This window comes from Streptomyces sp. NPDC107765 (assembly GCF_055657085.1).
In genome coordinates, this window is sequence record NZ_JBVKBL010000001.1 from 595,395 (window position 1) to 619,918 (window position 24,524).

General features: G+C 68.3%; 22 protein-coding genes and 2 pseudogenes. 8 read left to right on the forward strand and 16 right to left on the reverse strand.

Annotation, left to right across the window (positions count from 1 at the left end; all coding sequences use genetic code 11):
• Nucleotides 1-43: 43 nt before the first annotated feature.
• A pseudogene (locus ACZ7MX_RS02865) lies at nt 44-199 on the forward strand (transposase); the annotation flags it as partial.
• A 20-nt stretch (nt 200-219) separates the two neighbouring features.
• On the opposite strand, the gene ACZ7MX_RS02870 reads toward ACZ7MX_RS02865, so the two are convergent.
• Nucleotides 220-981 carry a hypothetical protein gene (locus tag ACZ7MX_RS02870; protein WP_472128679.1) on the reverse strand — a complete coding sequence of 254 codons (762 nt, stop codon included), beginning with the start codon at nt 979-981 and terminating at the stop codon, nt 220-222.
• A gap of 223 nt (nt 982-1,204) precedes the next feature.
• Nucleotides 1,205-1,543, reverse strand: a complete 339-nt coding sequence (locus ACZ7MX_RS02875) for an ArsR/SmtB family transcription factor (protein WP_472128681.1) — start codon at nt 1,541-1,543, stop codon at nt 1,205-1,207.
• A gap of 214 nt (nt 1,544-1,757) precedes the next feature.
• On the opposite strand from ACZ7MX_RS02875, the gene ACZ7MX_RS02880 reads away from it, so the two are divergent.
• Nucleotides 1,758-2,762, forward strand: coding sequence for a zinc-dependent alcohol dehydrogenase family protein (locus tag ACZ7MX_RS02880; protein ID WP_472128683.1), 1,005 nt, complete (start codon nt 1,758-1,760; stop codon nt 2,760-2,762).
• 422 nt (nt 2,763-3,184) lie between these two features.
• Nucleotides 3,185-3,616: a nuclear transport factor 2 family protein gene (locus tag ACZ7MX_RS02885; RefSeq protein WP_472128685.1), complete on the forward strand. Its 432-nt coding sequence runs from the start codon at nt 3,185-3,187 to the stop codon at nt 3,614-3,616.
• Between the two features lie 64 nt (nt 3,617-3,680).
• Here the strand turns inward: ACZ7MX_RS02885 and ACZ7MX_RS02890 are convergent, their stop codons facing one another.
• The 7 genes and pseudogenes from ACZ7MX_RS02890 to ACZ7MX_RS02920 all read right to left on the reverse strand — a co-directional run bounded on the left by ACZ7MX_RS02890 (nt 3,681) and on the right by ACZ7MX_RS02920 (nt 11,356).
• Entirely contained in the window at nt 3,681-4,700 is a 1,020-nt protein-coding gene (locus ACZ7MX_RS02890; protein ID WP_472128687.1) for a hypothetical protein, read from the reverse strand.
• Nucleotides 4,701-4,919: 219 nt separating this feature from the next.
• Nucleotides 4,920-5,114, reverse strand: a complete 195-nt coding sequence (locus ACZ7MX_RS02895; protein WP_472129285.1) for a DUF1918 domain-containing protein — start codon at nt 5,112-5,114, stop codon at nt 4,920-4,922.
• 205 nt (nt 5,115-5,319) lie between these two features.
• Nucleotides 5,320-6,069 carry a hypothetical protein gene (locus tag ACZ7MX_RS02900; protein WP_472128689.1) on the reverse strand — a complete coding sequence of 250 codons (750 nt, stop codon included), beginning with the start codon at nt 6,067-6,069 and terminating at the stop codon, nt 5,320-5,322.
• Nucleotides 6,070-6,328: 259 nt separating this feature from the next.
• Nucleotides 6,329-6,895, reverse strand: a pseudogene (locus tag ACZ7MX_RS02905) (RNA polymerase sigma factor); the annotation flags it as partial.
• A gap of 134 nt (nt 6,896-7,029) precedes the next feature.
• Nucleotides 7,030-8,550 (reverse strand): serine/threonine-protein kinase, encoded by a 1,521-nt coding sequence (locus tag ACZ7MX_RS02910; protein WP_472128691.1) that lies wholly within the window; start codon nt 8,548-8,550, stop codon nt 7,030-7,032.
• Nucleotides 8,547-10,307 carry an ABC transporter ATP-binding protein gene (locus ACZ7MX_RS02915; protein WP_472128693.1) on the reverse strand — a complete coding sequence of 587 codons (1,761 nt, stop codon included), beginning with the start codon at nt 10,305-10,307 and terminating at the stop codon, nt 8,547-8,549. The genes ACZ7MX_RS02910 and ACZ7MX_RS02915 overlap by 4 nt, the downstream gene beginning before the upstream one ends.
• A 638-nt stretch (nt 10,308-10,945) precedes the next feature.
• Nucleotides 10,946-11,356, reverse strand: coding sequence for a RidA family protein (locus tag ACZ7MX_RS02920; RefSeq protein ID WP_472128695.1), 411 nt, complete (start codon nt 11,354-11,356; stop codon nt 10,946-10,948).
• Between the two features lie 240 nt (nt 11,357-11,596).
• Between ACZ7MX_RS02920 and ACZ7MX_RS02925 the strand changes: the two genes are divergently transcribed.
• Nucleotides 11,597-12,127: a hypothetical protein gene (locus ACZ7MX_RS02925; protein WP_472128697.1), complete on the forward strand. Its 531-nt coding sequence runs from the start codon at nt 11,597-11,599 to the stop codon at nt 12,125-12,127.
• Nucleotides 12,128-12,401: 274 nt separating this feature from the next.
• Here ACZ7MX_RS02925 and ACZ7MX_RS02930 read toward each other — a convergent pair whose 3' ends face one another.
• Entirely contained in the window at nt 12,402-13,637 is a 1,236-nt protein-coding gene (locus tag ACZ7MX_RS02930) for a macrolide family glycosyltransferase (protein ID WP_472128699.1), read from the reverse strand.
• 181 nt (nt 13,638-13,818) lie between these two features.
• Here ACZ7MX_RS02930 and ACZ7MX_RS02935 point away from each other — a divergent pair, with 181 nt between their 5' ends.
• From ACZ7MX_RS02935 to ACZ7MX_RS02945, 3 genes are all read left to right on the forward strand, one after another.
• Nucleotides 13,819-14,667 carry a MerR family transcriptional regulator gene (locus ACZ7MX_RS02935; RefSeq protein ID WP_472128701.1) on the forward strand — a complete coding sequence of 283 codons (849 nt, stop codon included), beginning with the start codon at nt 13,819-13,821 and terminating at the stop codon, nt 14,665-14,667.
• Between the two features lie 75 nt (nt 14,668-14,742).
• Nucleotides 14,743-15,540 carry an SOS response-associated peptidase gene (locus tag ACZ7MX_RS02940; protein WP_472128703.1) on the forward strand — a complete coding sequence of 266 codons (798 nt, stop codon included), beginning with the start codon at nt 14,743-14,745 and terminating at the stop codon, nt 15,538-15,540.
• Between the two features lie 147 nt (nt 15,541-15,687).
• A complete protein-coding gene (locus tag ACZ7MX_RS02945) occupies nt 15,688-16,815 on the forward strand; it encodes a permease (protein WP_472128705.1) in 1,128 nt (375 codons plus the stop codon).
• Nucleotides 16,816-16,857: 42 nt separating this feature from the next.
• On the opposite strand, the gene ACZ7MX_RS02950 is transcribed toward ACZ7MX_RS02945, so the two are convergent.
• On the reverse strand, nt 16,858-17,451 hold the full coding sequence (locus tag ACZ7MX_RS02950) for a hypothetical protein (protein ID WP_472128707.1): 594 nt from the start codon (nt 17,449-17,451) through the stop codon (nt 16,858-16,860).
• A 332-nt stretch (nt 17,452-17,783) separates the two neighbouring features.
• Between ACZ7MX_RS02950 and ACZ7MX_RS02955 the strand changes: the two genes are divergently transcribed.
• The gene (locus ACZ7MX_RS02955) at nt 17,784-19,277 is read left to right on the forward strand and encodes a hypothetical protein (protein ID WP_472128709.1); all 1,494 of its coding nucleotides are present in this window, start codon (nt 17,784-17,786) and stop codon (nt 19,275-19,277) included.
• A 64-nt stretch (nt 19,278-19,341) separates the two neighbouring features.
• On the opposite strand, the gene ACZ7MX_RS02960 is transcribed toward ACZ7MX_RS02955, so the two are convergent.
• The 5 genes from ACZ7MX_RS02960 to ACZ7MX_RS02980 form a co-directional block, all read right to left on the reverse strand.
• Nucleotides 19,342-19,740, reverse strand: coding sequence for a hypothetical protein (locus tag ACZ7MX_RS02960; protein WP_472128711.1), 399 nt, complete (start codon nt 19,738-19,740; stop codon nt 19,342-19,344).
• A 164-nt stretch (nt 19,741-19,904) separates the two neighbouring features.
• Nucleotides 19,905-20,711 carry an SDR family oxidoreductase gene (locus tag ACZ7MX_RS02965; RefSeq protein ID WP_472128712.1) on the reverse strand — a complete coding sequence of 269 codons (807 nt, stop codon included), beginning with the start codon at nt 20,709-20,711 and terminating at the stop codon, nt 19,905-19,907.
• 103 nt (nt 20,712-20,814) lie between these two features.
• Nucleotides 20,815-21,723 (reverse strand): helix-turn-helix transcriptional regulator, encoded by a 909-nt coding sequence (locus ACZ7MX_RS02970; protein WP_472128714.1) that lies wholly within the window; start codon nt 21,721-21,723, stop codon nt 20,815-20,817.
• Between the two features lie 178 nt (nt 21,724-21,901).
• Nucleotides 21,902-23,068, reverse strand: a complete 1,167-nt coding sequence (locus ACZ7MX_RS02975) for an MFS transporter (RefSeq protein WP_472128716.1) — start codon at nt 23,066-23,068, stop codon at nt 21,902-21,904.
• Between the two features lie 379 nt (nt 23,069-23,447).
• Nucleotides 23,448-24,374, reverse strand: coding sequence for an MBL fold metallo-hydrolase (locus ACZ7MX_RS02980; RefSeq protein WP_472128717.1), 927 nt, complete (start codon nt 24,372-24,374; stop codon nt 23,448-23,450).
• Between the last annotated feature and the right edge of the window lie 150 nt (nt 24,375-24,524).

Genomic DNA, 24,524 nt, shown 5'->3' on the forward strand with positions numbered 1-24,524 from the left:
TGGGTCGTGGGACCAGTTCAGCGTTCACATCGTTCCGGCCGGTGTGGGGCGGGGCGCTCTGACCGATCAGGAGTGGGCTCGGCTGGAGTCGCACGTGCCGAAGAACGTGGGAAGAGGTGGTCGTGGGAAGAGCCATCGCAGGGTGATCAACGGCATTCCCTTCCGGCGGCGGACCGGTGTCCCGTGGCGTGATCTGCCGGTTAACTCGTCGGGCAGTCCTTAGGACTCCCGGGCCTCCTCCGTCAATGAAGCAGCCATGTCTCCTGGCAGGGTCACCAGCGCGCCGTCTGTGGTGATGTCTCCGCTGTCGGACACTGAGGCCGCCTGAAAAAGGGCGGCCATCTCCTTGGAGACGGGTTCGTCACGGACGTTGACCACGTCCTTCAAGCCACCCTCCAAGCCAGGAGCCTCGACGACCCCCGAGAACTGCCACACATTGGTCCTCGTCTCCGTGTGCCACCTCCTGAAGTGGACGAAGTCACCGTCGATCCGGCGCATGACCGGAACGAGTTCCAGCCACATCATGCGCCCGGGGCGAATCGTCACCCTGATCGAGTCGGTGAACTTCTCCTCCTTCTTCCAGGTCTGGGAAAAGGCAGTGGTCACCGAGAGGGAGACGCTGCCGAAGAAGCCAGCCTCGATCGTCGTCGAAATCGAAAGGCTGGTCTCGGTTCCGATCGTCTTCTCACCGGTCAAAGTCCGCTCAATCGGATCCTGCGTTGAGTTCACCACCGCGGCGGTCAGCGCAGTCGGGAAGCCGTAGATGTACTCCATCAGCTTCGGCCTACCAAGGGTGCCGGCAAAGTGCCTACGACGACCGGCGTCAATCTCCCAGGGCTCCCACTGCCCCGGATCAATCCTGTTGGGATCGATCGACCAATGCGTGATATCCGGATTGACACCGAAGTGCCGCAACTTGCTCTGGATCGCCTCATTGTTCGGGTACCGCGTCAACAACGCCACTACCGCCTCCAAGGGCATCTACTGAGTGGGCACGCACGGGCGATCCGGAGTCCTTTAGCTCGCCATCGCGACTCCTGACGACAGCGAGATGGTGCCATGGGTGACCCGTGGACGTAAGGTACAATATCCAGACATACATGGCCGAAACCGTGTGACCGCGCCCACGAGATCGCGGATCAAGCGACACACCCTGAGCCTGAGCCGACGACCGTGACGTGGTCGCCGCGTGCTCCCGGCTTCTTCATTCCCGCTCGGGCTGTTCCATGAGGACGCGGAGAAGCCCCGGGAAGGCTTGCTCGAACTCGTCGCTGCGTAGCGCGTTCATGCGGGAAGTACCCGCGTAGTACTGCCTGATGAGGCCGGCCTCGCGCAGGACGTGGAAGTGGTGGGTGGCGGTGGATTTGCTGACCGGCAGGTCGATCGTGCCGCAGGCGAGCTCCCGGCGAGCGGCGTACAACTCACGGACGATCCGGCGGCGTATCGGGTCGACCAGAGCCTCAAGCACCTGCTGAAGGCTGATCTCCTGGATGTCCGGGTGGGGTGGAACCCGCTCCTGCCCGCTTCGTCGTGCTTCTGCCATTGCGCGTTGACCTCCCATGCCCGTGCCGTGACGCACACCAAAGTATGGCACTCATCAAAGTACGATGCACATCGAAGTTTGACAGCTATCGTACCTTCCGTTTAAGTGAGGCCATGCGGCGGCGCGTTCGCGGCCATTGCCTCGCCAACTCACGTCTGCCGCCGGCTCACACCTGTCGCCACTCACGTCGATGGGTCTATGGATAGGGGGATGTATGAAGTCCAGAGCAGTGCGGTTCCATGAGCACGGGGGCCCGGAGGTCCTGCGGCTGGAGGACGTGGAGATCGGTGAACCCGGCCAGGGTGAGCTGCTGATCCGCGTCGACGCGATCGGCCTCAACCGTGCCGAGGTGCTGTTCCGCGACGGCAACTACATCGAACCCGTAAAGGAGTTCCCCGCCCGGCTCGGCACCGAGGCCGCAGGCATGGTCGAGGCCGTCGGTGCGAACGTGAAGGGATTCGAGGTCGGCCAGCCGGTCAGCGTGGTGCCCGCGTTCTCGATGAACGACTACGGCGTCTACGCCGAGCACTCGCTCGTCCCCGCGTCCGCGGTGGTGCACCGCCCCGACGAGCTCGACGCAGTCGGGGGCGCCGCGGTGTGGATGCCGTACCTGACCGCGTACGGGGCGCTGGTGGAGGTCGGCGGGATGCGAGCCGGGGACACGGTCGTACTGACCGCGGCCTCCAGCAGTGTCGGGCTCGCCGCGATCCAGATCGCCCACCGCGTCGGGGCGGTACCCATCGCGACCACCCGCACCGGCACCAAGAAGGACGCGCTGCTCAAGGCGGGAGCGGCCGACGTGATCGTCACCGACGAGGAGGATGTCGCCGCGCGAGTGCTCGACCTGACCGGTGGCCGGGGCGCCGAGTTCGTCTTCGACGCCATCGCCGGTCCCGGTGTGGTGGACCTGGCCAAGGCGGTCGCCCCCGACGGCACGCTCTTCCTGTACGGCGCACTGAGCGGCGAGCCGACCCCGTACCCCGGGTTCGAACTCGGCATGCCGGCCCTGAACATGCGCACCTACACCGTCACCCAGGAGACGACCGCCGACCCGGAACGCCTGCGCCGCGCTGTGGCGTTCGTCTCCTCCGGCCTGCGCACCGGTGCGTTCCGGCCACTGGTGGACCGCACCTTCCCCCTGGACGACGTCGTCGAAGCCCACCGGTACATGGAAGCGGGCGCTCAGGTAGGCAAGATCGTCGTCACCGTCGACCACTGAGACTTACTGAAGCTCTCGGAAGACCTCTGCAGGTCTCGAAGAGCTCCTGACGGACTCCCGACGGACTCTGACGGGCTGGAGCCGTAGGGGACTACCGCCTTACGGCTCCTGCCAGTCGCACCCGGGCCGCCCGCGGTCCGCAGGCGCATCACGCCCCGTCCACGTGCACGCCCACGTCCACGTGCACGTCCACCTGCACGCCCACCCAAGTCCCCGTGGAAGGCCGGTTCTTCGGCCGGCCGGAGGCCTTCACGTGCGGGCTCTTGGACCCACGACCGCTTCCCCCTCCCCGACAAAAACAGCTAATCAAGTTTGACTAGATGGCCAACGCGATTTACCCTCCCAAACTCGTAGTCAAACTTGACGAGCTCTCCGTGCGCCCGTACGCGACGAGTGCTCGAAAGCCTTGAAGAGGAGCCAGCGTGACCGTTCTGCCCCCGACCGGCTATGTCCCCACCACCGAGGACCGTGCGAGCCTGGACGCCTGGTTCGCCGAGTACGACGCCCAGAGCGCGAAGCGCAACATCGAGCGGATGGCCGAGATGGCGGTCTTCCCCCTCAACCTCGTGAGTGACGACGCAGCCGGCAACGGCAGTTCGGCCCAGTGGGACCGCGAGCAGTTCGTCGCGACGATGACGCATGTCATGGGGGACGGGAGCGAGGACATCGGGTTCGAGTCGACGCGAACGCCCGTCTTCCTCTCCCCCGCCATCGCCGTGGTCTTCACGGACTCGACCATGACGGTCCAGGGCGAGACCCAACAGCTGCGGTACGCCGACATCCTGATCAGGCGGGACGGAAAGTGGGCGTTCCAAACGATGGTTCAGGGCGGCTGGGGCGACAACTTGGCTTGACCTCGACTGGAGCGAAGGCGTCTGAGGCTGCTCGCGGGGCAATCGGTCATGTAGGGCCATGTGTTCACGCCTCTATGCGCAGCCAGGTGTCCCCCGTACGGAGCCACAGGACGCCGTCGCGGCCTTGGCCGCAGCGCATGACGACCCGGCCGGGCACGCGGAGCTTACGACGGCTGGTCACCGTCCATGTCGGGGTGTTGGGGCCGTTGGCGCCGTTGGGGTCATGGGAGCAGGTAAGGCCGGTGGAACCGGTGGTGTCGTCGAGCTCGGCGCGGATGAGTTCGACGGACCGCTGGTGGTGGTTGCGGACGGTCAGCACGGCGCGATGGCCGCGGACGGCGAACCCGTCCGGGTTGGGGACAGGGCTGCGGTAGCTGGTCACTTCGCCGGTGGAGGGGGTGATCCGGGTCAGATACGTGCCGGCACCGTGTCCGCCGCCCGAGTACCACACCAGCCACACCCGTTCGCCCTCGGTGGCGGCGGTACAGCCTTGCAACGGGTGGGCGGGGAGCCGCCCTTCGGGGGCCCATACGGCATGGCCCTCGGCATTCCAGCCGGCCATACCGGCCGCTGACTCCGGGTGGCCGCCGTAGATGCCCTCGTCTCCGTAGGCTGCCCAGATTCCCCCATGACGGTCGGCGACCAGAGTGGAGAGGTCATCGCCGATGCAGAATTCGCCTTCGGGTGCCCCTGAGGGCGACAACACCACGGCGTTGGGAACCCAGGCGCCCTCGGCCGCCCCCTCCTCGGTCTTGGTCCTGAAGGTGCCGCCGGCGGCCACGAGGAGTCGTGATTCCGGAAGCAGGACCAGGTGGCTGGGGCGGATCGGGATGTTCTCCAAGGGCGTGCGCCGCTCTCCCTGTGCCGTGACGGTGACCAGCTCGCCACTGAACGGGACTTCCGGCCCCCACCCGATCCATCCCTTGACATAGCGAGAGCGGTTCAGATACCTCCGGTGAACCAACAGGACCGCCAGTTCCCCGGCGGGCCCTACGTTCCACCACAGGGCCCGCCACCCTCGCACGGCATCGATGGCGGGCAGCCGCCAAACGCTGCGTATCGCGACGTCGGAACGGGCAGTCATGGGCCGAAGGTTCATGAGGAGCGCCTTGGGGACTCCAGGGGATCACACCGCCCGAAGAGCGCTACCTTACCCGGCCCACGACCCTCACCCGAGCCTCGTGCGCAAACCGCTCAGCCGACCGACCGACGGCTCAACGGCTCGACGCCTCAGCATCTCGACGGCTCAGCGCCTCAACGCCTCAGCGCCTCGACGGCTCGACGGCTCGACGGCTCGACGGCCTCAGGCTTCGGTTGCGAAAGGCCGGACCACGGTGTCCGGGCCAGGGGACATGATGGTTTCGTGGCCGTCCTCGAAGCGCACCCGGTACGGCGGGCTGCCGTTTGTTCCCAGTACCTCGATGACCTCGGCTGTCCGGTCGCGCTGCCCGACGATGCGCCCGTGAATAAGCAGCCTGTCCCCTACGCTGACCTGCATGATCATGCCTTTCTGAAGACCGGTTCCGGCCCGCATGGCATCCCCGTAGCAGCACTCCGCTATGCACGGTGTCACCGGATCGGACGCAGCGTCACTTTTTCGCGTCACGTTGTCGCGTCCTGTTCTCGCGTCGCTTTCTCGCGTCACGTTCTCTGGTGGGCTGCGACGTCTGTTGCCCCGGGGCAAGCTGCTCCGACGGGGGTGATCACCGCCCGGTGAAGTGGGCGGTGGCAAGGACGTGGCCGTCGGTCGCGGTCAGGCGGGCGCCCGCGAGCGTGGAGGGGTTCACCGAGGTCGGGGCACCCCAGTAGGCGTAGCCGCCGCGGAGGCTGAAGGTGCCGAGCCGGACGGTGGTGCCATCGGTACGCTCCAGGGTGCAGATGACCTTTCCGCTGTACCGGATGCCGGCATCGGCAAGATCGACGGACATGAAGACCCAGCCGCGCGGTCCGGGGTGGACGTAGATTTCGCCGACCGGTTGGCGATGGTCCGTACCGTCTGCGGTCAGGTTCGCCCGTAGCATTCCCTCCGCGGTCTGGACGGGCGGTGCAGGGCCCGCGGCCAGGTTTTCGATGGCCGTGCCGACGGCCCAGCCGCCGAACCCGAAGCCCAGCGCGACTACGGCCGCCGCGGATGCGACCCGTAGCCGTACGCCTCTGCGCCCCCGCGTGGGCCGCAGCGCGGCGCCGCGTGCGGTCTCGCGTCCGTCACGTGCGGCCTGCGCCTGGGTCAGCCGCCGCGCCACCCGGGTTTCGAAGCCGGCCGACGGCTCACTGCCGGGCAGGAGGGACAGCAGTCCGTCGCCGACGAGTGCGAGCTGCTCGATGTACTCCCGGCAGTCCGCGCAACGGTCCAGGTGAGCGGCCGCCTGGGCCCGCTCCCGGCCCGAGAGCACGCCAAGGGCCAGCTCGGCACCGGTCTCGTGGAGCTGTTCGCAGGTCAGGTCCTTGTTCATGGCCGCCTCATTCATGGCCGCCTCGCTTCGGAGACGCGCGATCCGGATCGGCGGGGTGCGGATCAGCGGGGTGCGGATCAGCGGGACGCGGATCAGCGGGACGCGGGTCAGCGGGATGCGGATCGGCGGGATTCGCAGGCGCGGAATTCGGATGCGTGGGGTGGGTCGGGTGCGCGGGGTTCGCAGCTCCGGGGTGCGGCGGGTGGGCGGGGGGCGGGGAATTCGTGGATTCGGAAGGTGTCAGGTGCGGAGGGGCGGGATCCGGCGCGGTGAGAGTGGTCCGCAGTTTGCCCATGGCGGTGCGGATCCGCGTCTTGGCGGTGCCCAAGGGGATGTGTTCCCGGTCGGCGACCTGCTGCGCGGTCATCCCGTAGATGCCCGCCATCACCAGGGCACGGGCCTGCTCGCCCGGCAACTGCGCCACCGCGGCCCGTAGGGCGGCCGACGCCTCGTCTGCGAGCGCCCGTTCCTCGGGGGTGTCGGTCATCGCGCCGAGGAGCGCGTCGAGGTCTTCGGGGGCCACCGGCTCCGGCCGACGCGACCGGACGGCGTCGATGGCGAGGTTGTGGGCGATGGTCGTCAACCAGGTCGTCACCGATCCGCGGCGTGAGTCGTAGACCTGCGCATGCCGCCACGCACGCTCGAAGGTCTGCTGGGCGATGTCCTCGGCGAGCTGCGGATCGCGGGTCACCGCGAGCGCGACGCCGAAGACCGTGTGCTGGAATCGCCGTACGAACGTGACGGCGAGCTCCGGATCACCCGTGGCCAGGCCAGCCAGCAGCGCCTCGTCGGGGATGCGTCCGACCGGGAGCTGCAACTTCTGCATACCCTTGGATACGGTCCGCCCCGGCCAGGGGATTGCCCGGCGGTTACGGAAGACCACGCATTCATTCTCTCTCGGGGTAACGGCTCCGTTGGCGCGGTCACGACATGCCGGAGCGGTTACGACTACGGCTGTGGCTACCCAGCGTGCACGGACGCGGTGGGGTGGGTGACCTCAGCGGGCGGGGTCCGCGTCTTCTCGACGCCGCACCAGGCGACGAAGGTGACGATGAAGGCCACTTCGGCGACCATGCACAGGACGCCGTACGGAGGGTCCCAGCCTTCTTCCTGGTAGTTGGGCAACCCCACGGTACGGGACAACGCGAAGCCGAGAACCATGCCACCGCTGACCAATGTGCCGAGCAGCCACGCCGGTACGGGGTTCCGCCGCGCAAGACCTGCCGCAGCGACGAGAAGCGCCACACTGCCGATGAGGAACAGGATTCCCATGTACGGCACTTCTTTGAGATGTTCGGGGACGATGAGGAGATGAGCGACGGCACTGAGGAGCGCGCAGCCGGCGGCAACCCCCCTCAGCGAAGCCTCAACTGGGCGAGAAGGCATCGGGACCTCCCGGAGGCGCCTGTGTCCGTGTTCGGTGTCTGGTGTCTGGTGTCTGTGTCTGTGTCTGTGGCCGGTGTCTGTGGCCGGTGTCCGTGTCCGGTGTCTGGTGCCTGGTGTACGTAACGAGACTGGTGAATGGTTCATGATCGTCGGCGATGCCTGGACCGGCGCTCCGCGCCGACCGTGCGGCAGCACACCGTCCAGTGCCGCTGCGAGTTGGGCCAGTGAGGGCCGGGCGCCAGGGTCGGGGGACAAGCAGCCGTCGATCGCGGCGGCGAGGGTGCGGGGCAGTCGCCGGCGTGTGCTGACGGACGGGGCGCGTCCGTCGAGCTGGGGGTACCGATCGGTGTCTGTGTCGGTGCCGGTGCCGGAGCCGGTGTCTGTGTCGGTGCCGGTGTCGGGGTCGGGGTCGATGCCTGTGCCGGTCTCCATCTCGGTCTCGGTCTCGGCGAAGGGGACGTCGCCCGTGGCGGCCTCGTACAGCGTGCTGCCGAGGCCCCAGATGTCGGTCGCGGGGGTGAGCATTCCGCCGCGTGCCTGCTCGGGGGCGAGGTAGCTGAAGGTGCCGAGGCCCGGCGGGGCGGGGCCGGGTGGGCGGGCGATGCTCAGGTCGAGGACCTTTGCGCGCCGGCAGCCGACCACGATGTTGGACGGCTTGATGTCCAGGTGCAGCAGGCCCTTGCCGTGCAGGTAGTGGAGCGCCGAGCACAGGTGCAGGCCGAGCAGGGCGAGGTCGTGGGTGGCCAGGCGGCGCTGTCGGCGATCGACGAGGTGGGCCAGGGTCTCGCCGGTGAGGGTCTCCAATACGACGTACGGTTCCGGGGTTTCGCCCGTTTCGTAGGCGCGGACCAGGTGTGGGTGGGTGAAGGTCTGGAGCCAGTGGCCCTCTTGCAGCAGTCGCTCGCGCAGCCTCTGCTCGCCTTGGCGGTCCGGGCGCAGCACTTTCACGACGCATCGGCACTCCCGCTCCTGGCTCCAGGCGTCGTAGAGGTCCAGCCAACCGGTGCGGCAGAGGGGGGCGAGGACCTCGTAGCCCGGGGCCACCGTGCTTCCGGCCGTCAGCGGCGGTGTCTTGGGGGCTGGCGTACGGCTCATCGCAGCACCTCGGCCATCGGTGGGTCGCCGGGCCCGTGCAGCCGGTAGAGCCGGGCATACGACGCGCTGCGGCTGAGCAATTGGTCGTGCGTGCCGTGGTCGGCGATGCGGCCGTCCTCAAGAAGCACGATCTGGGTGGCGTCGCGGACCGTGAGCAGGTTGTGGGAGATGAGGATCGTGGTGCGTCCGCTCATCAACAGACGCAGCGGTTCGAGGATGCGCCGGCCTGATTCCGCGTCGAGGCCGGTGGTCGGCTCGTCGAGGATGAGGAGGGGAGCGTTACGGATCATGGCGCGGGCGATGGCGAGGCGCTGCCGCTGTCCGCCGGAGAGCAGCCGGCCGCGCTGGCCCACGACGGTGTCGTAGCCCTCGGGAAGTCGGCTGATGAAGTGGTGTGCGTCCGCGGCGTGAGCTGCGGCGACGATGTCGTCCTCGCTCGCGTCGGGGCGGCCGTAGGCGATGTTGTCGCGCACCGTGCCGTGGAAGACCAAGGTCTCCTGGAGCAGTACGGCGACGTTGTTCCGCAGGTCGTCCAGGCGCAGCTCGCGAAGATCGTTCCCGTCGAGGCGGACGGTTCCGTGGTCCGGGTCGTAGAAGCGGAGCAGCAGCTTGGCGACGGTCGACTTCCCGGCTCCGCTCGCCCCCACCAGTGCCAGGGTCTCGCCCGGGGCGACGCTGAAGGAGACCCGGGAGAGGGCCGGCCTGGTCGTCCCCGGGTACCGGAAGGAGACGTCGTCGAACCGGATCTCACCGCGCGCGGACCCGAGCTCCCGAGGGGTCGTGGCCTGGACGACCTGGGGCCGCTGGTCGAGCAGTTCGATGATCCGCTCTGCGGCGGCGGACGCCGAGTAGAAGGTGTTGCTGAGGCCCGACATGCCGCGGATCGGGCTGTAGAGCCTGCTCAGCAGGGTGAGGAACACCATCAGGCCGCCCAGGGTGAGGCGGCCCTGGGCCAGCTCCCAAGTGCCCAGGCCCATCACGAGCAGCGCGCCGGCCAGCTCGATGACGTCGATGACCGTGGCGTACACCGCACCGATACGGGCCGACGCCATGGCCGCCCGGAACCGGCCGAGGTTCTCACGCTCGAACCTGCCGTGCTCCCACCGCTGCCGGTTGTACGCCTGGACGAGGACGATGTTGCCGAGGGCCTCTTCGGTGACCGCGCTGACCGAGCCGCTGCGGCGCCGCCGCTCCCGCGAGGCGGCCTTGACCCGCCGGGAGAAGCGTCGGGCGGTCCACCAGAACAGCGGCGCGATGACGAGGGCGAGGAGGGTCAGCTCCCACTGGAGGTAGAACAGCACGCCGAGGAAGATCCCGAGCCGCATCACCTGGGCGATCGCGTTGACGATCCCGGAGAGCAGGAACGTCTCCACCGCGTCGACATCCCCGGTCACGCGGGAGAGCACGTCCCCGAGCCGCCGCCGCTCGAAGAATCCCAGTGACAGACCTTCGACGTGGCGGAAGAGATCGGAGCGCAGGGCCAGCAGGAAGCGTTCACTGACCCAGGTGGAGGTCACCTCGTCGGCGAAGGCGAGGACGCCGGCGAAGAACGTGAACGCGAGGTAGGCGAGGGCGATCGGCAGGAGGAGGTGCAGATTGCGGGGGACCAGCATGTCGTCGATGACGATCTTGAAAAGCCAGATCTCGGCCGCGTCGACGACGGGACCCAGCACGACGAAGGCCAGGATCACCACCAGCCAGCGCCGGCCGCCCCGCGTGTACGGCCAGAAGCGCCGGAATATGTCCCGCAGGGCCACCGGCGGAGCGGGCTCGACAATGCCGCCGGTGGTTCCGTCCGCCGTGGATTCGTCGGGAGAGCGCAGGGTAGGGCGTGGGGAAGGATGCTCGGAAGGACGCTCCGCAGGGCGCGCCTTCCCCTTCCCCGCGCCTTCGCCTTGCGCGCCGTTGGGGGAGGAAGCGATCGGCCGCGCGCTGCTCATAGCACCTCACGCCTCAACCGCACCGACTGATGCGGCCGGGCCAGGGCCCGGCCGCCGACAGTCAGCAGGAGTGTTTCAGGCACCTACCTTCATCAGTAACCCCTGTCGTGACCACGGTGTCCTCCGTGACGCCGGTGCCGACGCCGACGCCGACGGCGATCGTGGTCGTCTTCGTCCGTGTCCCTGCGCCTGCCCGTCGTCGAGCGGTCACGACGGCTGTGGCTCAGCGCGGGAGCCAGGTTTTCGAGGACTCCCATGCTCTTCCCTTCTCAGTCCCCCTCCGCAAAACCCCCCTCGAACCATCCATCAATCACGTATACGGGGAAAAGTTGAAAAAGGATTCAACCGGCGCCTGACATCGGTCGCCGGGCATCGGCCACCAGGCACATCGGCCACCGCATCGGGCAACGGGCACAGCGGTCACCAGGCCCTTGCGGCCTTCTTGCGCCGGCGCTTCAGGAATCGAGGACGGCGGCGACGGCCTCGATCTCCACGAGCTGGTCGTGGTAGCCGAGCACGGTGACGCCCATCAGCGTGCTGGGTACGTCGTGGTCACCGAACGCGTCCCGGACCACCTCCCAGGCCGCGACCAGATCCTCCTGGCGGTCGGAGGCGACCAGAACGCGGGTGCTGATGACGTCGTGCAACTCCGCCCCCGCGTCGGCCAGCGCGGTCCGCAGGTTCTCGACGGCCTTGGCCGCCTGCCCGGCGACGTCCCCGACCGCCGCGGTGGAACCGTCCTCGTTCAACGGGCACGCCCCGGCGAGGAAGATCAGCCGGGACTCAGCGGGGGCCGTGGCCGCGTAGGCGTACTCGGCGACATCGGACAGGGAGGCGGAACGGATCAATGTGACGGCACGAGGCACGGACATTCCTTTCGCGGCGTGTGCAAGGCGCCCATGACCCTGTCAAAGATCGATTCCAACTTCGACGCATTTTCCCGGCCTGCTGACCGTCGTCGGAACCGACCGACCGCACGACGAGAGCCAGCTACCACCACGACGCTCGACCGCCGGGCAGACCGCCACCATCATCCCGTACGCAGTCGCCAACGGACCCACCAGGGCGGGGTAAAGGCGCGGTAAACCCCGGCGTACGCTCCGGGCATGAGCGAGCGAAGAGCGCTACTACGGCGCATACGCGTGTGGCTGGTCATCTTCATCATCTGCCTGGTGTTGAGCGGGCTCACGGCCTTTCCCCTCGTCACCGAGCTGCACCTGGCCCATGGCGCACTGACGTCCTGGGCCTCGTCCGTCGGCGAGACGCTCCCGGGGTTCGCCGACTGGATCGAGCGCGTCCGCGACGGCCTCGACGCCACCGACGCGAAGTACCCGTTCGTGCTGTACGGCACCGACTGGCTGGCCTTCGCCCACCTCGTCATCGCCGTCGCCTTCTACGGGCCGTACCGCGATCCCGTGCGCAACATCTGGGTCATCGAGTTCGGCATGATCGCCTGCGCCGGAATCCTCCCGCTCGCCCTCATCTGCGGGCCGGTCCGGGGGATCCCCTTCTGGTGGTCGGTCATCGACATGTCGTTCGGCGTGTTCGGGGTGCTCCCACTGCTCCTGGTACGCCGCCTGATCAAGCGCCTGGAGCAACTCGACCGAGCACCCGGCGCGGAGCCCGTCCCCGTCTGAGGTAGTGCCTCCTCCCCCTTGTCCAAACCAAGGCGCATAGCTGAACGCCGGACAGGGCAGGCGGATGAGAGCGAGGGGCTCCACCCTGGAGGGCGGGATGTGCAACGGGCGCTGGAGATGTCGCCCGTTGCACACTCCCGCCCTCGACCGACGGCAGGACCTCAACCGACCTGAACAGCGGGCCAGTTGGTCCGGCGGCCCGGCCAGTTCATGCCGTAGCGGTCAATGGTTGCCAGTAGATGTCAGCCGTGATCTGCGGTGATCAGCGGTGCGGTCAGCGCAGATAGTCCTCGATCACGTCCGCGCCGCGGGCGGCGCCGCCGCTCTCCCGGACGATCTTGCGCATCCGGTCGAGGTTGGCGCGTACCGTGGGGTCGGAGGCGACGCGGGTGACCGCGGCGCGCAACGACTCAGCCGTCACCGTCGCAGCGTCCAGTTGCTCACCGAGCCCCAGTTCCTGCACGCGCCCGGCATTGGCGGCCTGCTCGGGCATCTGCGGGACGGCGATCAGACCGACCCCGTAATACAGCGCCTCCATCGTGGAGTTCATGCCGGTGTGGGAGACGAAGGCGTCCGCATGACGGAGTACGGCCGGTTGCGGAAAGCGGGGGCGCACGTCGATGGTGGGCGGAATATCGCCGAGTTCGGCGAGGTCCACATTGCCCACGGTCATGGCCACTTGGTACGGGCCCTGACCGAATGCCTCGATGCATGCGCGGTAGAACTCGGGACGGTCGTTGAAGACCGTACCCAGCGAGATGAACAGCACGGGGGCGTCGGGGTCGGCGGGCGACCACGGTTCGTCCTGCTCGCGGCTGCCCAGCGAGGGGCCGATGAAGTGGAAGCGTTCGTCGAAGGAGTCCCCCGCCGGCTGGAACTCCCTCGGAATGAACACCAGGTTGAGCTTCTCCGTCACATCCATGAGCTGTGCCGGGTCGAGTTCAACACCGTGTTCGGCGGAGAATTCCGCGCACTCGGGGCCGAGGGCCGCGGTGAAGGGATTGATGTGGGCGTTGGAGTCGGTGTTGACGTTGGCGTCGGTGGTGGCGTTCGAGTCGGTGTGGTCGCCGCCGCCGTGGCTTTCCATGAAGTTGGCGAAGAGCGAAAACGTCTCGTTGGAGGCGAAGTTGGGTATGCAGCGCACGACGGGAATGCCCAGCTTCTCGGCGACGACGCGGGCCGACCAGTTCATCGCGTCGTAGCAGATCGCGTCCGGCAACTCGTTGAGGCAGTGCTCGTGCAGTACGGGGTAGGCCGAGCGCATTGCCGTGAACAGGTTGCGCATGAAGCTCGCGATCTCGGCGGGACCGAACTCGCGGGGCGGCGTCAGCATTTCCCACGACGGCAGCTCCACCCAGCGCGCGCCCGCCCGGATGACCGCTTCGGAGTGTTCCGCGCTGGTGGCGTAGTCCACTCGATGTCCCCGCCGCACGAGTTCCTCGACGAGCGGGAGGGTGGGGTTGACATGCCCGTGCCCGGCAAGGGTCACGAATAACAGGTGTTTCGGCATATCGCACATTCTACCGAGGCGGCAACTTCCGCCAGCGCGGGGGCGGATGGGCGATCAGCCGGCCAAGTGGTCGGTCGTGGATGCAGGGCGCCGTGAGCAAGGGTGGTGGCCTCCGGGCGCTCCGGGTCGCGTCGTGGTGCCTGGCTAGGGTTCGCTTTCGATGACGTGAGACGCTGAGTCGATGCAGAGCGATGCCCACGAGTGGGAATCGGCCCTCCTCGCGGAAGGCGCCGAACCGATTGGCCCCGAGGGTCTCACCGTTGGCCGGACGGCCGCGCTGGTCGGGGTCAGCGTGAAGACGCTGCACCACTGGGACGAGATCGGACTCGTCCGCCCGAGCGGCCGCACCTGGGCCGGCTATCGGGTCTACTCCGGCGACGATGTCGCCCGTATCCACCGGGTCCTGGTCTATCGGGAGCTGGGGATTCCGCTCGCCGACATCGGACGGATCCTGGACGACCCCGACACCCATGCGCGCGACCACCTGCGCCGGCAGCGGTCACAACTCGTGGAGCGCATTTCCCGCCTGCAGAAGATGGTCGACGCGGTCGATCGCATGCTGGAGGCGTCCAAGACGGGGATGCGGTTGACTCCGGAGCAGCAGGTCGAAATCTTCGGTGCCGACTGGCAGCCCGCCTCGGTGGAGGAGGCCGAGGAACGTTGGGGTGAGAGCGCGCAGTGGGCGCAATACGCCGAGCGGGCCGCCGAAATGACACCCGAGGACTGGAAACGGGTCGCGGTCGCGACGGAAACCCTGAATGCAGACCTCGCCGCTGCGTGCCGGGCCGGCGTCGCCCCGGGTTCCGCCGAGGCGAATGCCCTCGCAGAACGACACCGCGCGCTGATCTCCACGTACTTCGACTGTCCGCACGCGAGGCAGTCGTGCATCGGACGGTTGTACGTCAGCGAACCCGGCTATGCCGAGTACTACGACGCGCTCGCCCCGGGTCTGACCGTCTGGCTGCGCGACATCATCTTCGCCAATGCCGAGACCCACGGCGTCGACCCGGAATCCGCGACCTGGGAGTGATCGCTCAACGGTAAGGACCAAACGCCACAACCGTTAGCACACACCTCATCGAGTCACACATGCCACAGTGGAGGTATGTGCGGTCGATACGTTGCCACGCGCAGCCCGCAGGATCTGGCCGGGCTGTTTCACGTCAGCCGGTGGAACCCGGAGCAGCTGCTGGCGCCGAGCTGGAACGTCGCGCCCACCGATGACGTGTGGGCGGTGCTGGAGCGCCCTGATCGGGGGACGGGCGAGGTGGCGCGGCAGCTGCGGGCGCTGCGGTGGGGGCTGGTGCCGTCCTGGGCGAAGAGCGTGGACGTCGGCGCGAAGATGATCAATGCGCGGATGGAGACCGTACACGAGAAGCCGGCCTACCGCCGCGCCTTCGCCAAGCGCCGCTGCCTGCTGCCCGCGGACGGCTTCTACGAGTGGCAGGCGGTCCCCATGGAGGGGAGGGCCAAGCCGCGCAAGCAGCCCTACTTCATCAGCCCCGAGGACGGGCAGCCGATGGCGATGGCGGGACTGTACGAGTTCTGGCGCGACCCGGACGTGGCCGACGACGATCCGGCGGCGTGGTGGACGACCTGCACCATCATCACCACCGAGGCCACCGATGCGGCCGGCCGGGTGCACCCTCGCATGCCGCTGGCCATCGCCCCCGCCCACTACGACGCCTGGCTCGACCCGACCCACCAGGACCCCGAAGAGCTACGTGCCCTCCTGACCACCCCCGCCGACGGCCACCTCAACGCCCGCGCGGTCTCCCCCGCCGTCAACGACGTCCGCAACAACGGCCCCCATCTGCTGGAGGACGCACCGGACGACCGGAGTGGCCCGGGCGGCTCGGGCGGCGGGAACGGCTCGGGCAGTGGGGACCGCTCGGGTACGTGACGGTCTTCGGGCCAGAATCTGCCTGGGCGAAGGCCGTCCCGGCGACCCGCCACCCGGCGCACTCCTTCCGGCACCCGCGACCCGCCACCCGTTACGTCAGCCGTGTCGATCACCCCCGTCCCGTACTGCCGCGGGAAGGCTTCAGGGATGGTCCACTCCGTACTGCATGCGCTGTCGATCGCCGGTTCCATGACCTGGGAGATCACCTGGGCCCTGATCCTGGGCTTCGCCCTGTCCGCCGTGGTCCAGGCAGTCGTCCGCAAATCCACCGTGGTCTCACTGCTGGGCGATGACCGGGCCCGTACCCTCGCGCTCGCCGCCGGCCTGGGCGCGGCGTCCTCCTCGTGCTCCTACGCCGCCGTCGCGCTGGCTCGCTCCCTGTTCCGCAAGGGCGCGCACTTCACCGCCGCCATGGCCTTCGAGATCGCCTCCACCAACCTGGTCATCGAGCTCGGGGTCATCCTCGCACTGCTCATGGGCTGGCAATTCACGGCCGCGGAGTTCGTCGGCGGGCCCGTCATGATCGTCGTGCTGGCCGCGCTGTTCCGCCTGCTGCTACCTGACGGACTCCTGCGGCGGGCGCGCGGGCAGGCCGAACGCGGCCTGTCCGGCTCGATGGAGGGCCACGCGGCGATGGACATGTCCGTCCGGCGCGAAGGCTCCTTCGCCCGACGGCTGCTGTCCGGTGAGGGCCTCACCGCCACGAGTCATGTGTTCGTCATGGAGTGGGCGGCGATCGTCCGGGACCTGGTGCTCGGCCTGCTCATCGCCGGTGCCATCGCCGCCTGGGTACCGGACGCGTTCTGGCGCAGCTTCTTCTTCGAAGGCCACCCACTGGCCGCCAAACTGTGGGGGCCCGTCATCGGCCCGCTGGTCGCGATCGCCTCGTTCGTCTGCTCGATCGGCAACGTCCCGCTCGCGGTCGTGCTGTGGAAGGGCGGCATCAGCTTCGGCGGCGTGGTCGCCTTCATCTTCGCGGACCTACTGATCCTGCCGATCCTCAACATCTACCGGAAGTACTACGGCGCCAGGATGGCCCTCTTCCTCCTCGGCACCTTCTACCTCGCGACCGTCATCGCCGGCTACACCGTCGAGTTCGCCTTCGGTGGCCTCGGCCTCATCCCCGACCAGTCCGACGCCAAGGTCCCTATGGAGGGCGTCACTTGGAACTACACCACCTGGCTCAACATCGCCTTCCTCCTCCTGGCCACCGCCCTCCTCATCCGCTTCTTCCGTACCGGCGGACGCGACATGCTCCGCATGATGGGCGGCTGACGATGCTGGGACGGGTGGAGCTCCCTCGAACGGCATCGCCGCTCAGTGCCGGCTGTTGAGGAACCCTATGGCGACCGCTCCCCACCAGCACATTTGAGACACCGCCGCGGTGGCGGCGCCCCACCACAGAGTCCGCGACCTCGGCGCCGGTGCCTCAGGGTGCGCGGTTGCCGTAGGGCGGGCCAGGTGCCGGGCGAGGACCCGGGCCTGTAGGCCGTTGAGGGTGAGAACGAGGACGAGGGCCAGCTTGGTGCGGGTGAGGGCGGAGCCGAGGTCGGGGTGGAGCAGGGCCCCGCTGCCGACCAGGCCCGCGAGGCCCGCCCAGACCGGCACGTGGAGCCGGTCGGCCGTGGTGAGCGCTTCGGCGAGGGTGCATCTGCCGGTGAGCCACAGCAGGCCGTAGTAGTCGATCACCAAGACCGCGCCGAACCCCAGCGCCATGGCAGCCAGGTGGACGAAGAGTGCCGCCGTGTGCAGAGCCGGGTCGGGGTGCAGATGGGCGGAGGCCCACAGGCAGGAGGTGAGGGTGAGGACGGCCAGCAGGCCCGCGGCGCCGACGGCCCACCACGAATCGTGCAGCCGCAGCCGTGGGGGGTGATCTGCGGCGGCGGTGGTGGTTGCGGACAGCGATGGCACGTCGAGCTCCAGGCGAGAAGAACAAATAACGAAGGTAAGGCTTACCTAAGGCCATGGGTTTCGGTCAATATCAGAGGGCCGGAGGGGTGCCGCGTCACCCAAAGCGTGGCCGCACCGAGACATGGCCGATATCTGACCTGTCGGCAGCCGCGCCCGGCGCCTGACCTGCGAGCGGGGTACCACTCTGACCTCGCAGCCCCTTACGCCCATGCCTGGTATGTCTGCATTCCGTGCCTGGGCGGTGGACGGCTCAGTGGCCGGCTTCGGTCACCTCGGGCGGGCCTTCGTCTGCGAGAACGGTCGCTGTCAGTGGTCGCCCCTACAGTGTCCGCATGGTGCCTGAGACACAGCCGGAAAACTCCCCGCAGGAGCTGCTTCAGCAGTGGATCGGCGATCTGCCGTATCAACTGCTGTTGTTGGAGAAGGTACTCCTCGGCAGGAGCGTTCCCTTCGACTACTCCCCCGAGTCGCTGGAGACCTTGGAGGCTCGCCTGCTGGAGCACCACGACTCCGTTCAAGAGCCCGAGAAGCGGGCGGAGTTCGTGGAAGCTGCGATGGCCTATCTCGGCGAGGTCCTGCTCGGCATAGCGGGCGGTGGTTGGGGCTGGAACACTCGGCCGGTCGACGACCGTCCGGGTCAGCCGGTCGTCTGGCCGGACCCGGATCTCCAACTCTCGCCCATCGCACCCCGGTTGCTGATAGCGCATGCCCTCCGGGTCCGTACCGGTACCGCGTTCGCCCATGAGGTGGAGCGGCTGCGGGAAGCGGTGTCCGCGCTGCAGGAGGCGGTTCCGGGGTGGAAGCCCGTCAAGGAGCACACACCGCGCGTGGACCCCACGGTGCCGATGCCTGAGGATCCGGCACTGACCGCCTGGCTGGACGAGCGGAGCAAAGCGCTCTCCGCCTGGGCCGACGACGCGTTCAACGGAGCATGGAGGTGGAATTTCCACCCCGACACGTTGGACTGGCTGGAAACCGTGGTGCGGCAACGGTTCGCCACGGTGGAGGAGTTCGATGCGGCCCGGGACGAGCCGTTCGTGCAGGGCGCCTGCTGGTACCTGGGCGAGGTGATCCGCCAGGTCAAGGGGGCGGTGTGGCAGTACATCCCGTTCGATCCGGACGCCGGGGCGGGGGCCCCGGGGTCGCGGGAGAGCCCATGGACCGAAGTGCCGTTCATCGATCAGCCGGACAAGCGGGTCGGGGGCGCGGCGATCCCGCTGGGGTGCCTGCGGGACCTGTTCCTTGAGGAGGACAGCCTCCGGGACGTGCTCATCTGGTTCAGGGCGACCACGTACGCGCACGTGGGAACGCTGCTGGCGCGGATGGGCATGGTGTCGCAGGAGAAGGTCGACCGCGTCCTCGCCGAGTACGCCGACTTCGCCCACCATGAGCTGCCACCCCATGAAGTGCCGGACACGCTCGAAGCGTTCGGTGTGGCGATATCGGCCCACGGGGACGATGTGGACGACCTCGAAGAGAGCTACGCGTGGATCCTTGCGGGCGCCGAGGCGCTCACCGAGGGCGCGGTCACCATCACCGACGTCCGACTGCGCGAGGACGAGAAGCTCGGCGAGGTCCTGGAGTTCAAGCGCAACGGCGTTCTGGTGACCCAACAGACCGAGCATGAGTCGGATGACTACCTGGACCATCTGGCGATCATGGAGTTCATCGGGCACGTCGATCCCGACCCCGATGACGACCCACGCCGGTTCTACCTAGTCCACTTCGTACGCATCCGGGACAGCAACTACGACACGTATTACCTTTTCGCCACGCCTGAACAGGCGACCGTACTGGAGAAGCAGCTCGGCCTGGAACTGCGCTGAACGATCGGACCTCCAGGCACGGCACGTACCCGCCACGGCCTCCGCGAACGTCCCGGCCGGCGGCCTACGAAGGCACCGGCCGTGTGCGCAACCGGAGTTGCACCTCCTTCTCCTGATCACCGGAGGACGAGCCGACCTCCTGGACGGCGAACGTGCGGGACAGCCCCGCGTGCAGGCGGTGCACCGCCCGGTAGCCGCCCTGCAAGGTGACCGTCACCGGCTCGGTCAGCCGGCCCGGCCCCACCTCGGCAGGGGCCTCCGATACGTCAACGGACGCTGCCCATACCGTCGGCCGCACTCCGGGTGAGCCCCGAGGCACGTCCTCGGTCGCCCGGTTGGAGGTGAACAGCGCGTTCAGCGCGCCGAACACCTCATGTGCGTCCTCGGCCCGGCAGTCGGTGATCTCCACCTGGACCTGGGCCGCCTGCTGACGGGCCTGCACGCTGGCCTCTGAGTCCCTCATCGTCGTCTCCCGCCTCCTTTGCCTACAGGGAAACCGTTCCGCCGGTGCGCGTACCCGATCAGGCCCCACCTACAACTGGTGGTGCGGCCGACGGCACCGCCTGACGCTGCGGGCCGGAAGGGCGGTGGCGAGTGGTGGGTCCTGGTCGCCCTCGGTGGTGCCGGTCAGCGTTGTCTGGCCGGGCGGACGACGATTTCGTTGACGTCCACGCCGGGTGGCTGGCCGATCGCGTAGGAGATGGCGTCGGCGATGGAGCTCGGCGGGATGGAGTCCGCGCGGTATGCCCGCATCGCCTCCCGCGCGGCCTCGTCGGTGATCGAGTCGGCCAGTTCGGATTCCACGACGCCTGGGGAGACCGTGGTGACCCGGATGCTCGGGTCGAGTTCCAGACGGAGGCCCTCGGTGAGGGCCCAGGCGGCGTACTTCGTGGCGCAATAGACGGCACCCGTGGGCACCACCTGGTGGGCGCCGATCGAGGCGACGGTGAGGAAGTGGCCGCTGCCCTGGCGTTGGAAGTGGGGCAAGGTGGCGGCGATCCCGTGGAGGAGGCCGCGAACGTTCACGTCGATCATGCGGTCCCAGTCATCGGCCTGGAGGGCGTCGAGGCGGGAGAGCGGCATGATTCCGGCGTTGTTGATGATGACGTCGATCCGGCCGTGCCGTTCGGCGGCGGCGTTCACGAAGGCGGTGACGGCCGCCCGGTCGGTCACGTCGAGGCGGCACACATCGGCCTTGCCGCCAGCGGCCTCGATCTCCTGCGCGACCTCGATCAGCCGGTCCTCGCGGCGGGCGCCGAGGACCACGTGGTGTCCCTCGCGGGCCAGGCGTTGCGCGGTGGCGCGGCCGATGCCGCTGCTCGCGCCGGTGATGAGGATGACTTTGGAGCGGGTGGGCCCCGGGGCTGCGCCCGGCACGGGCTCGGTGGTGGCTTCCGGCGTGGCCAGGGCGGCTTGGGTTTGTGGCGCGGGCATGCGTTCTCCTGAACGGGGGCGGTGGAGCGGTGGGTGGGTGGGCACGGCGGCATGGCGCATCGGCGGTAGTCATCAAGGGCCGATGCGCGGGAGGAAAACGGAATCAGCGCGTGCGCGGATCCACGTCGACGGCCGACTCGGCCACAGACTCGACGGCAGGATCGGCCACGGCGTCAGTGGCAGCGGCGGGAGCGGCGGTGAGGCTGCCCAGCAAGGAGAGGGCCTCCTCGGAGCGGCTGCCCGGGGCGGCCTGATAAACGACCAGTTGCTGGCCGGGGGCGCTGTTCACGGTCAACGACTCGTAGTGCAGGGCGAGTTCGCCGACCAGGGGGTGGTGGAAGCGTTTGGTCTCGTGGGTCTTCCGGCGGATGTCGTGTCGGGCCCACAGGTGTCGGAAGGTCTCGTTCTCGACCGACAGTTCGCCGACCACCTCGATGAGGCGGGGGTCGTCGTATTCGGTGTCGACGGCCGCGCGCAGACCGGCGACCGTGTTGGCCGCCACCTGGTCCCAGTCGGGGTAGAGGTCGCGGGCGTCCGGGTCGAGGAAGACGAGCCGGACCAGGTCACCGCTGTAAGTGTGGCCGTCGAACAGGGCCTCCCCAAGTGCGTTGGCGGCCAGTACGGTCAGGCAGTGGTCCAGGACCACGGCGGGGGTGTGCGGCCAGGCCGCCATCATGCGCAGCAGGTGAGGACTGACCTGCCCGCGCCGGGCGGGCCGTCGGCGTCGGGCGGAGGGGCGGGCGAGCCGGTGCAGGTGCGCGGCCGCGTCGTCCTCCAGCTCCAGGGCCCGGGCCAGTGCGTCGACCACCTGGGCCGAGGGGTGACACTCGCGGCCCTGTTCCAGCCGTATGTAGTAGTCGGTGCTCACACCGGCGAGCCGCGCCACCTCCTCGCGTCGCAGCCCGGCCACCCGTCGGCGGGCGCCGGCCGGTAGGCCCAGGTCCTCGGGCCGGAGCAGCTCGCGCCGGGCCCGCAGGAATCGCCCGAGGAGGTTCTCCGTTTCGATCTCCATGGCAACGAGGCTAGGACGGAAGGCGGGGGCGCACGACCCCGGAGAGTGGGCGCGATACTCCTACCCTTTCGCTCCTCGCCGGGATCCCCCTGCTCCAGCACATCACACGGCTCCGCACGGCGGCTGCCGGTGGGCGCCGCCGTGCGGAGGAAGGTGAGGAGCAGAGCAGACGCAGTTGTCAGCCGGCCTCGGGCACCGACTCCGTTTCCCTCTGACCCGTGGTGCTCCGCTTCGGCTTCACGAAGGCCAGGGGCGCGGCGATGACCACGGCGACGGCCATCACTCCGGCGGTCACGATGGAGTCACCGGTGAACAGGCTGCTGGCGACGCCGGTGAGCAGCGTCACCAGTAGCGCTCGTCCGCTCATGTTCAGCGAGGACGCGGCACCCTGGAGCTCCGGGAAGACCGCCAGGGAGCGTCCAAAGATGACCGGGTAGACCGCGGCGAAGCCGACGCAGAAGACGGCGATGGGGCCGGTGGTCGCCCATGCGCCCTGGCCGAACACCAGGAACAGGGCGATGCCGAGGACGGTGGCGGCGATGCTGTGGACCACCGTGCGCTCCGGGCCGCCCAGCACCCCGATGAGCTTCGAGGCGAACAGGCTGGTCACCGCGAACGAGGCCACGATGATCAGCAGATGGCCGGCGAAGCCGATCGTGGACAGCCCGTAGGTGTCGGTGTAGAGGAACGAGCTGGACGCGATGAACACCATGTAGGCGGCGAACAGCAGGCTGGGTACGAGCGAGGCCGCGAGGAACTCCTTGCTCGACACCAACTTGCGGTAGCCCGATATAACTTGACGCGCCGTCACTTTGATCGGTTCGCCCTTGGTCTCGGGCAGGAAGCATGCCATCAGCAGCAGGGAGACTAGGGTGATGCCGCAGACGGTGGCGTAGTTGCCGCGCCAGCCGATCGTGCGGTTGATGAGTCCGCCGAGCGCGGGCGCCACCGTCATGAAGGTGGACATCGCGGCGTTGGTGAGCCCGAACATCTTGAACAGCTCGGTGCCTTGGTAGACGTCGCCGATGATGACGAAGACCAGGACCACGGAGGTGCTGGCGCCGACGCCCTGGACGAGCCGGGAGGCGAGCAGGAACTCGATGTTCGGAGCGATGGCGCAGCCCAGTGCGCCGGCCAGCATGATCGTGTTGCCGATCAGCATGACCTTGCGCCGGCCGAACCGGTCGGAGAGCGGGCCGTAGACCAGGGCGCCGAGGCAGTAGCCGAAGAAGTTGTAGGTGATCGTCAGCTGTACGGAGGATTGGGATGCCGTGAGGCTCTTGGCGATGTCCGGGAAGCTGGGCACGGACATGTCGAGTTCCATGATCGTGCCGATGAGCGTCACGACCAAAAGGGCAGGCAGATGTCTGTGTTGTTGTCTGTGGTGGTTCATGGCCTCAAGAGGGACGGACCTGATGGGAAGAAGGGAATGCGGGCACGCTGAGCGGAACCGTGCCGGGGTCGGCAGGCTCTGCGGTGCGGCTATGGTCTTCGGACCAAGGGCCACCAGGTGGCGTGGGCGTTACGAGGCCGTCGGCTCGCCCGTTCACCACCTGCGGCACGTAATGCCGGCTGCAACGTGTCCCCTTCTGCGTCGAGGCTGTCGTCCCGCCCAGCGTATGGGCGTGGTCGGACGGTCGACCAACTCATTTATGGGCTGCGTCGATACGTGCCGGCAGCTCGTTGGTCCAGTCGGCCGGTCACACTGCCGCACCCGCGAAGGGTCAGGCCGAAACCCCGGGGACGGGCCGCAGCCGGTAAGTGCCCTCCTCCGCGGTGACGAGGCCCGCGGTCGGCGGCGGGAAGTGGCTGCCGAGGAGCAGGGTTTCCGTGTCGGCGACCGAGGCGATCAGTTCTCGGCGGCTGCGGATCGCCTGTGCGGGGTCGATGTCCACGCAGCTGGTGATGCCCGGCCGGTGCAGCTGCACGGGGTGGTGGACGCAGTCACCGGTGATGACGGCCGAGCGGGCGCCGCTGCGGAGTTCCACCGCGACCTGGCCTGGCGTATGACCAGGCGTGGGCCGCAGGCGAATACCGGGGGCCACTTCGCTGCCGGTGTCCGGGACGTCGACCAGGTCGAGCAGCCCGGCGTCCCGCACCGGGTGCACCGAGTCCCGGAACATCTGCCGACGCGGCTCGTCCATCTCGACACCGGCCCAGTAGTCCCACTCGGTGCGCGCGACCAGATATCGGGCGTTGGGGAAGGTGGGCACCCAACTCCCGTTGCTGTCAACGGTGTTCCAGCCGACATGATCGGTGTGCAGATGCGTCAGGATGACCAGGTCGACACTTTCGGGCGCGAAGCCCGCTGCAGTGAGTCGCTGGAGGTAGGTGGTGTTCAGGTGATCCCAGGCCGGGTTGGCGCGGGTCTTGCCGTTGCCGACGCCGGTGTCGACCAGCACCCGCAAACCGTTCGCCTCGACGGCGAAGCTGTGGCTGGCCAGCCGCAACGCACCGTCGGTCGTGGCGAAGTCGGGTCGCAGCCAGCGGGCGTCACCCACCACCTCGGGAGTGGCCTCGGGCAGCAGCCAGGCACCGGTCGGCGGGGGGAGTTCCGTCTCGTCGACGCGGTGCACCAGCAGATCGCCGACGGCCCAGGTGGGCCCGGATCCGTGGGTGATGGCGTGCGGGGGCGGCATGAACTGATGCATCGCGTCTCTCCTCGACCCTCTGCGACTAAAGCAGTTTCTTTGCGTTAGTGGCACGGTATGCCGTACGGTCCACTAACGCAAACATTCAGCCTTAGCGGCCAGTCGGTAGCGATCGTCGCGTGCAACCCCGGCCCGCTTCACCCACTTTGC

Bases quoted from the DNA above. Each gene is read 5' to 3' on its own strand.
- ACZ7MX_RS02870 (WP_472128679.1), bottom strand. From the start codon at position 981: ATGCCCTTGGAGGCGGTAGTGGCGTTGTTGACGCGGTACCCGAACAAT.
- ACZ7MX_RS02875 (WP_472128681.1), bottom strand. From the start codon at position 1,543: ATGGCAGAAGCACGACGAAGCGGGCAGGAGCGGGTTCCACCCCACCCG.
- ACZ7MX_RS02880 (WP_472128683.1), top strand. From the start codon at position 1,758: ATGAAGTCCAGAGCAGTGCGGTTCCATGAGCACGGGGGCCCGGAGGTC.
- ACZ7MX_RS02890 (WP_472128687.1), bottom strand. From the start codon at position 4,700: ATGACTGCCCGTTCCGACGTCGCGATACGCAGCGTTTGGCGGCTGCCC.
- ACZ7MX_RS02895 (WP_472129285.1), bottom strand. From the start codon at position 5,114: ATGCAGGTCAGCGTAGGGGACAGGCTGCTTATTCACGGGCGCATCGTC.
- ACZ7MX_RS02900 (WP_472128689.1), bottom strand. From the start codon at position 6,069: ATGAACAAGGACCTGACCTGCGAACAGCTCCACGAGACCGGTGCCGAG.
- ACZ7MX_RS02910 (WP_472128691.1), bottom strand. From the start codon at position 8,550: ATGAGCCGTACGCCAGCCCCCAAGACACCGCCGCTGACGGCCGGAAGC.
- ACZ7MX_RS02925 (WP_472128697.1), top strand. From the start codon at position 11,597: ATGAGCGAGCGAAGAGCGCTACTACGGCGCATACGCGTGTGGCTGGTC.
- ACZ7MX_RS02930 (WP_472128699.1), bottom strand. From the start codon at position 13,637: ATGCCGAAACACCTGTTATTCGTGACCCTTGCCGGGCACGGGCATGTC.
- ACZ7MX_RS02935 (WP_472128701.1), top strand. From the start codon at position 13,819: ATGCAGAGCGATGCCCACGAGTGGGAATCGGCCCTCCTCGCGGAAGGC.
- ACZ7MX_RS02940 (WP_472128703.1), top strand. From the start codon at position 14,743: ATGTGCGGTCGATACGTTGCCACGCGCAGCCCGCAGGATCTGGCCGGG.
- ACZ7MX_RS02945 (WP_472128705.1), top strand. From the start codon at position 15,688: ATGGTCCACTCCGTACTGCATGCGCTGTCGATCGCCGGTTCCATGACC.
- ACZ7MX_RS02955 (WP_472128709.1), top strand. From the start codon at position 17,784: ATGGTGCCTGAGACACAGCCGGAAAACTCCCCGCAGGAGCTGCTTCAG.
- ACZ7MX_RS02960 (WP_472128711.1), bottom strand. From the start codon at position 19,740: ATGAGGGACTCAGAGGCCAGCGTGCAGGCCCGTCAGCAGGCGGCCCAG.
- ACZ7MX_RS02965 (WP_472128712.1), bottom strand. From the start codon at position 20,711: ATGCCCGCGCCACAAACCCAAGCCGCCCTGGCCACGCCGGAAGCCACC.
- ACZ7MX_RS02970 (WP_472128714.1), bottom strand. From the start codon at position 21,723: ATGGAGATCGAAACGGAGAACCTCCTCGGGCGATTCCTGCGGGCCCGG.
- ACZ7MX_RS02980 (WP_472128717.1), bottom strand. From the start codon at position 24,374: ATGCATCAGTTCATGCCGCCCCCGCACGCCATCACCCACGGATCCGGG.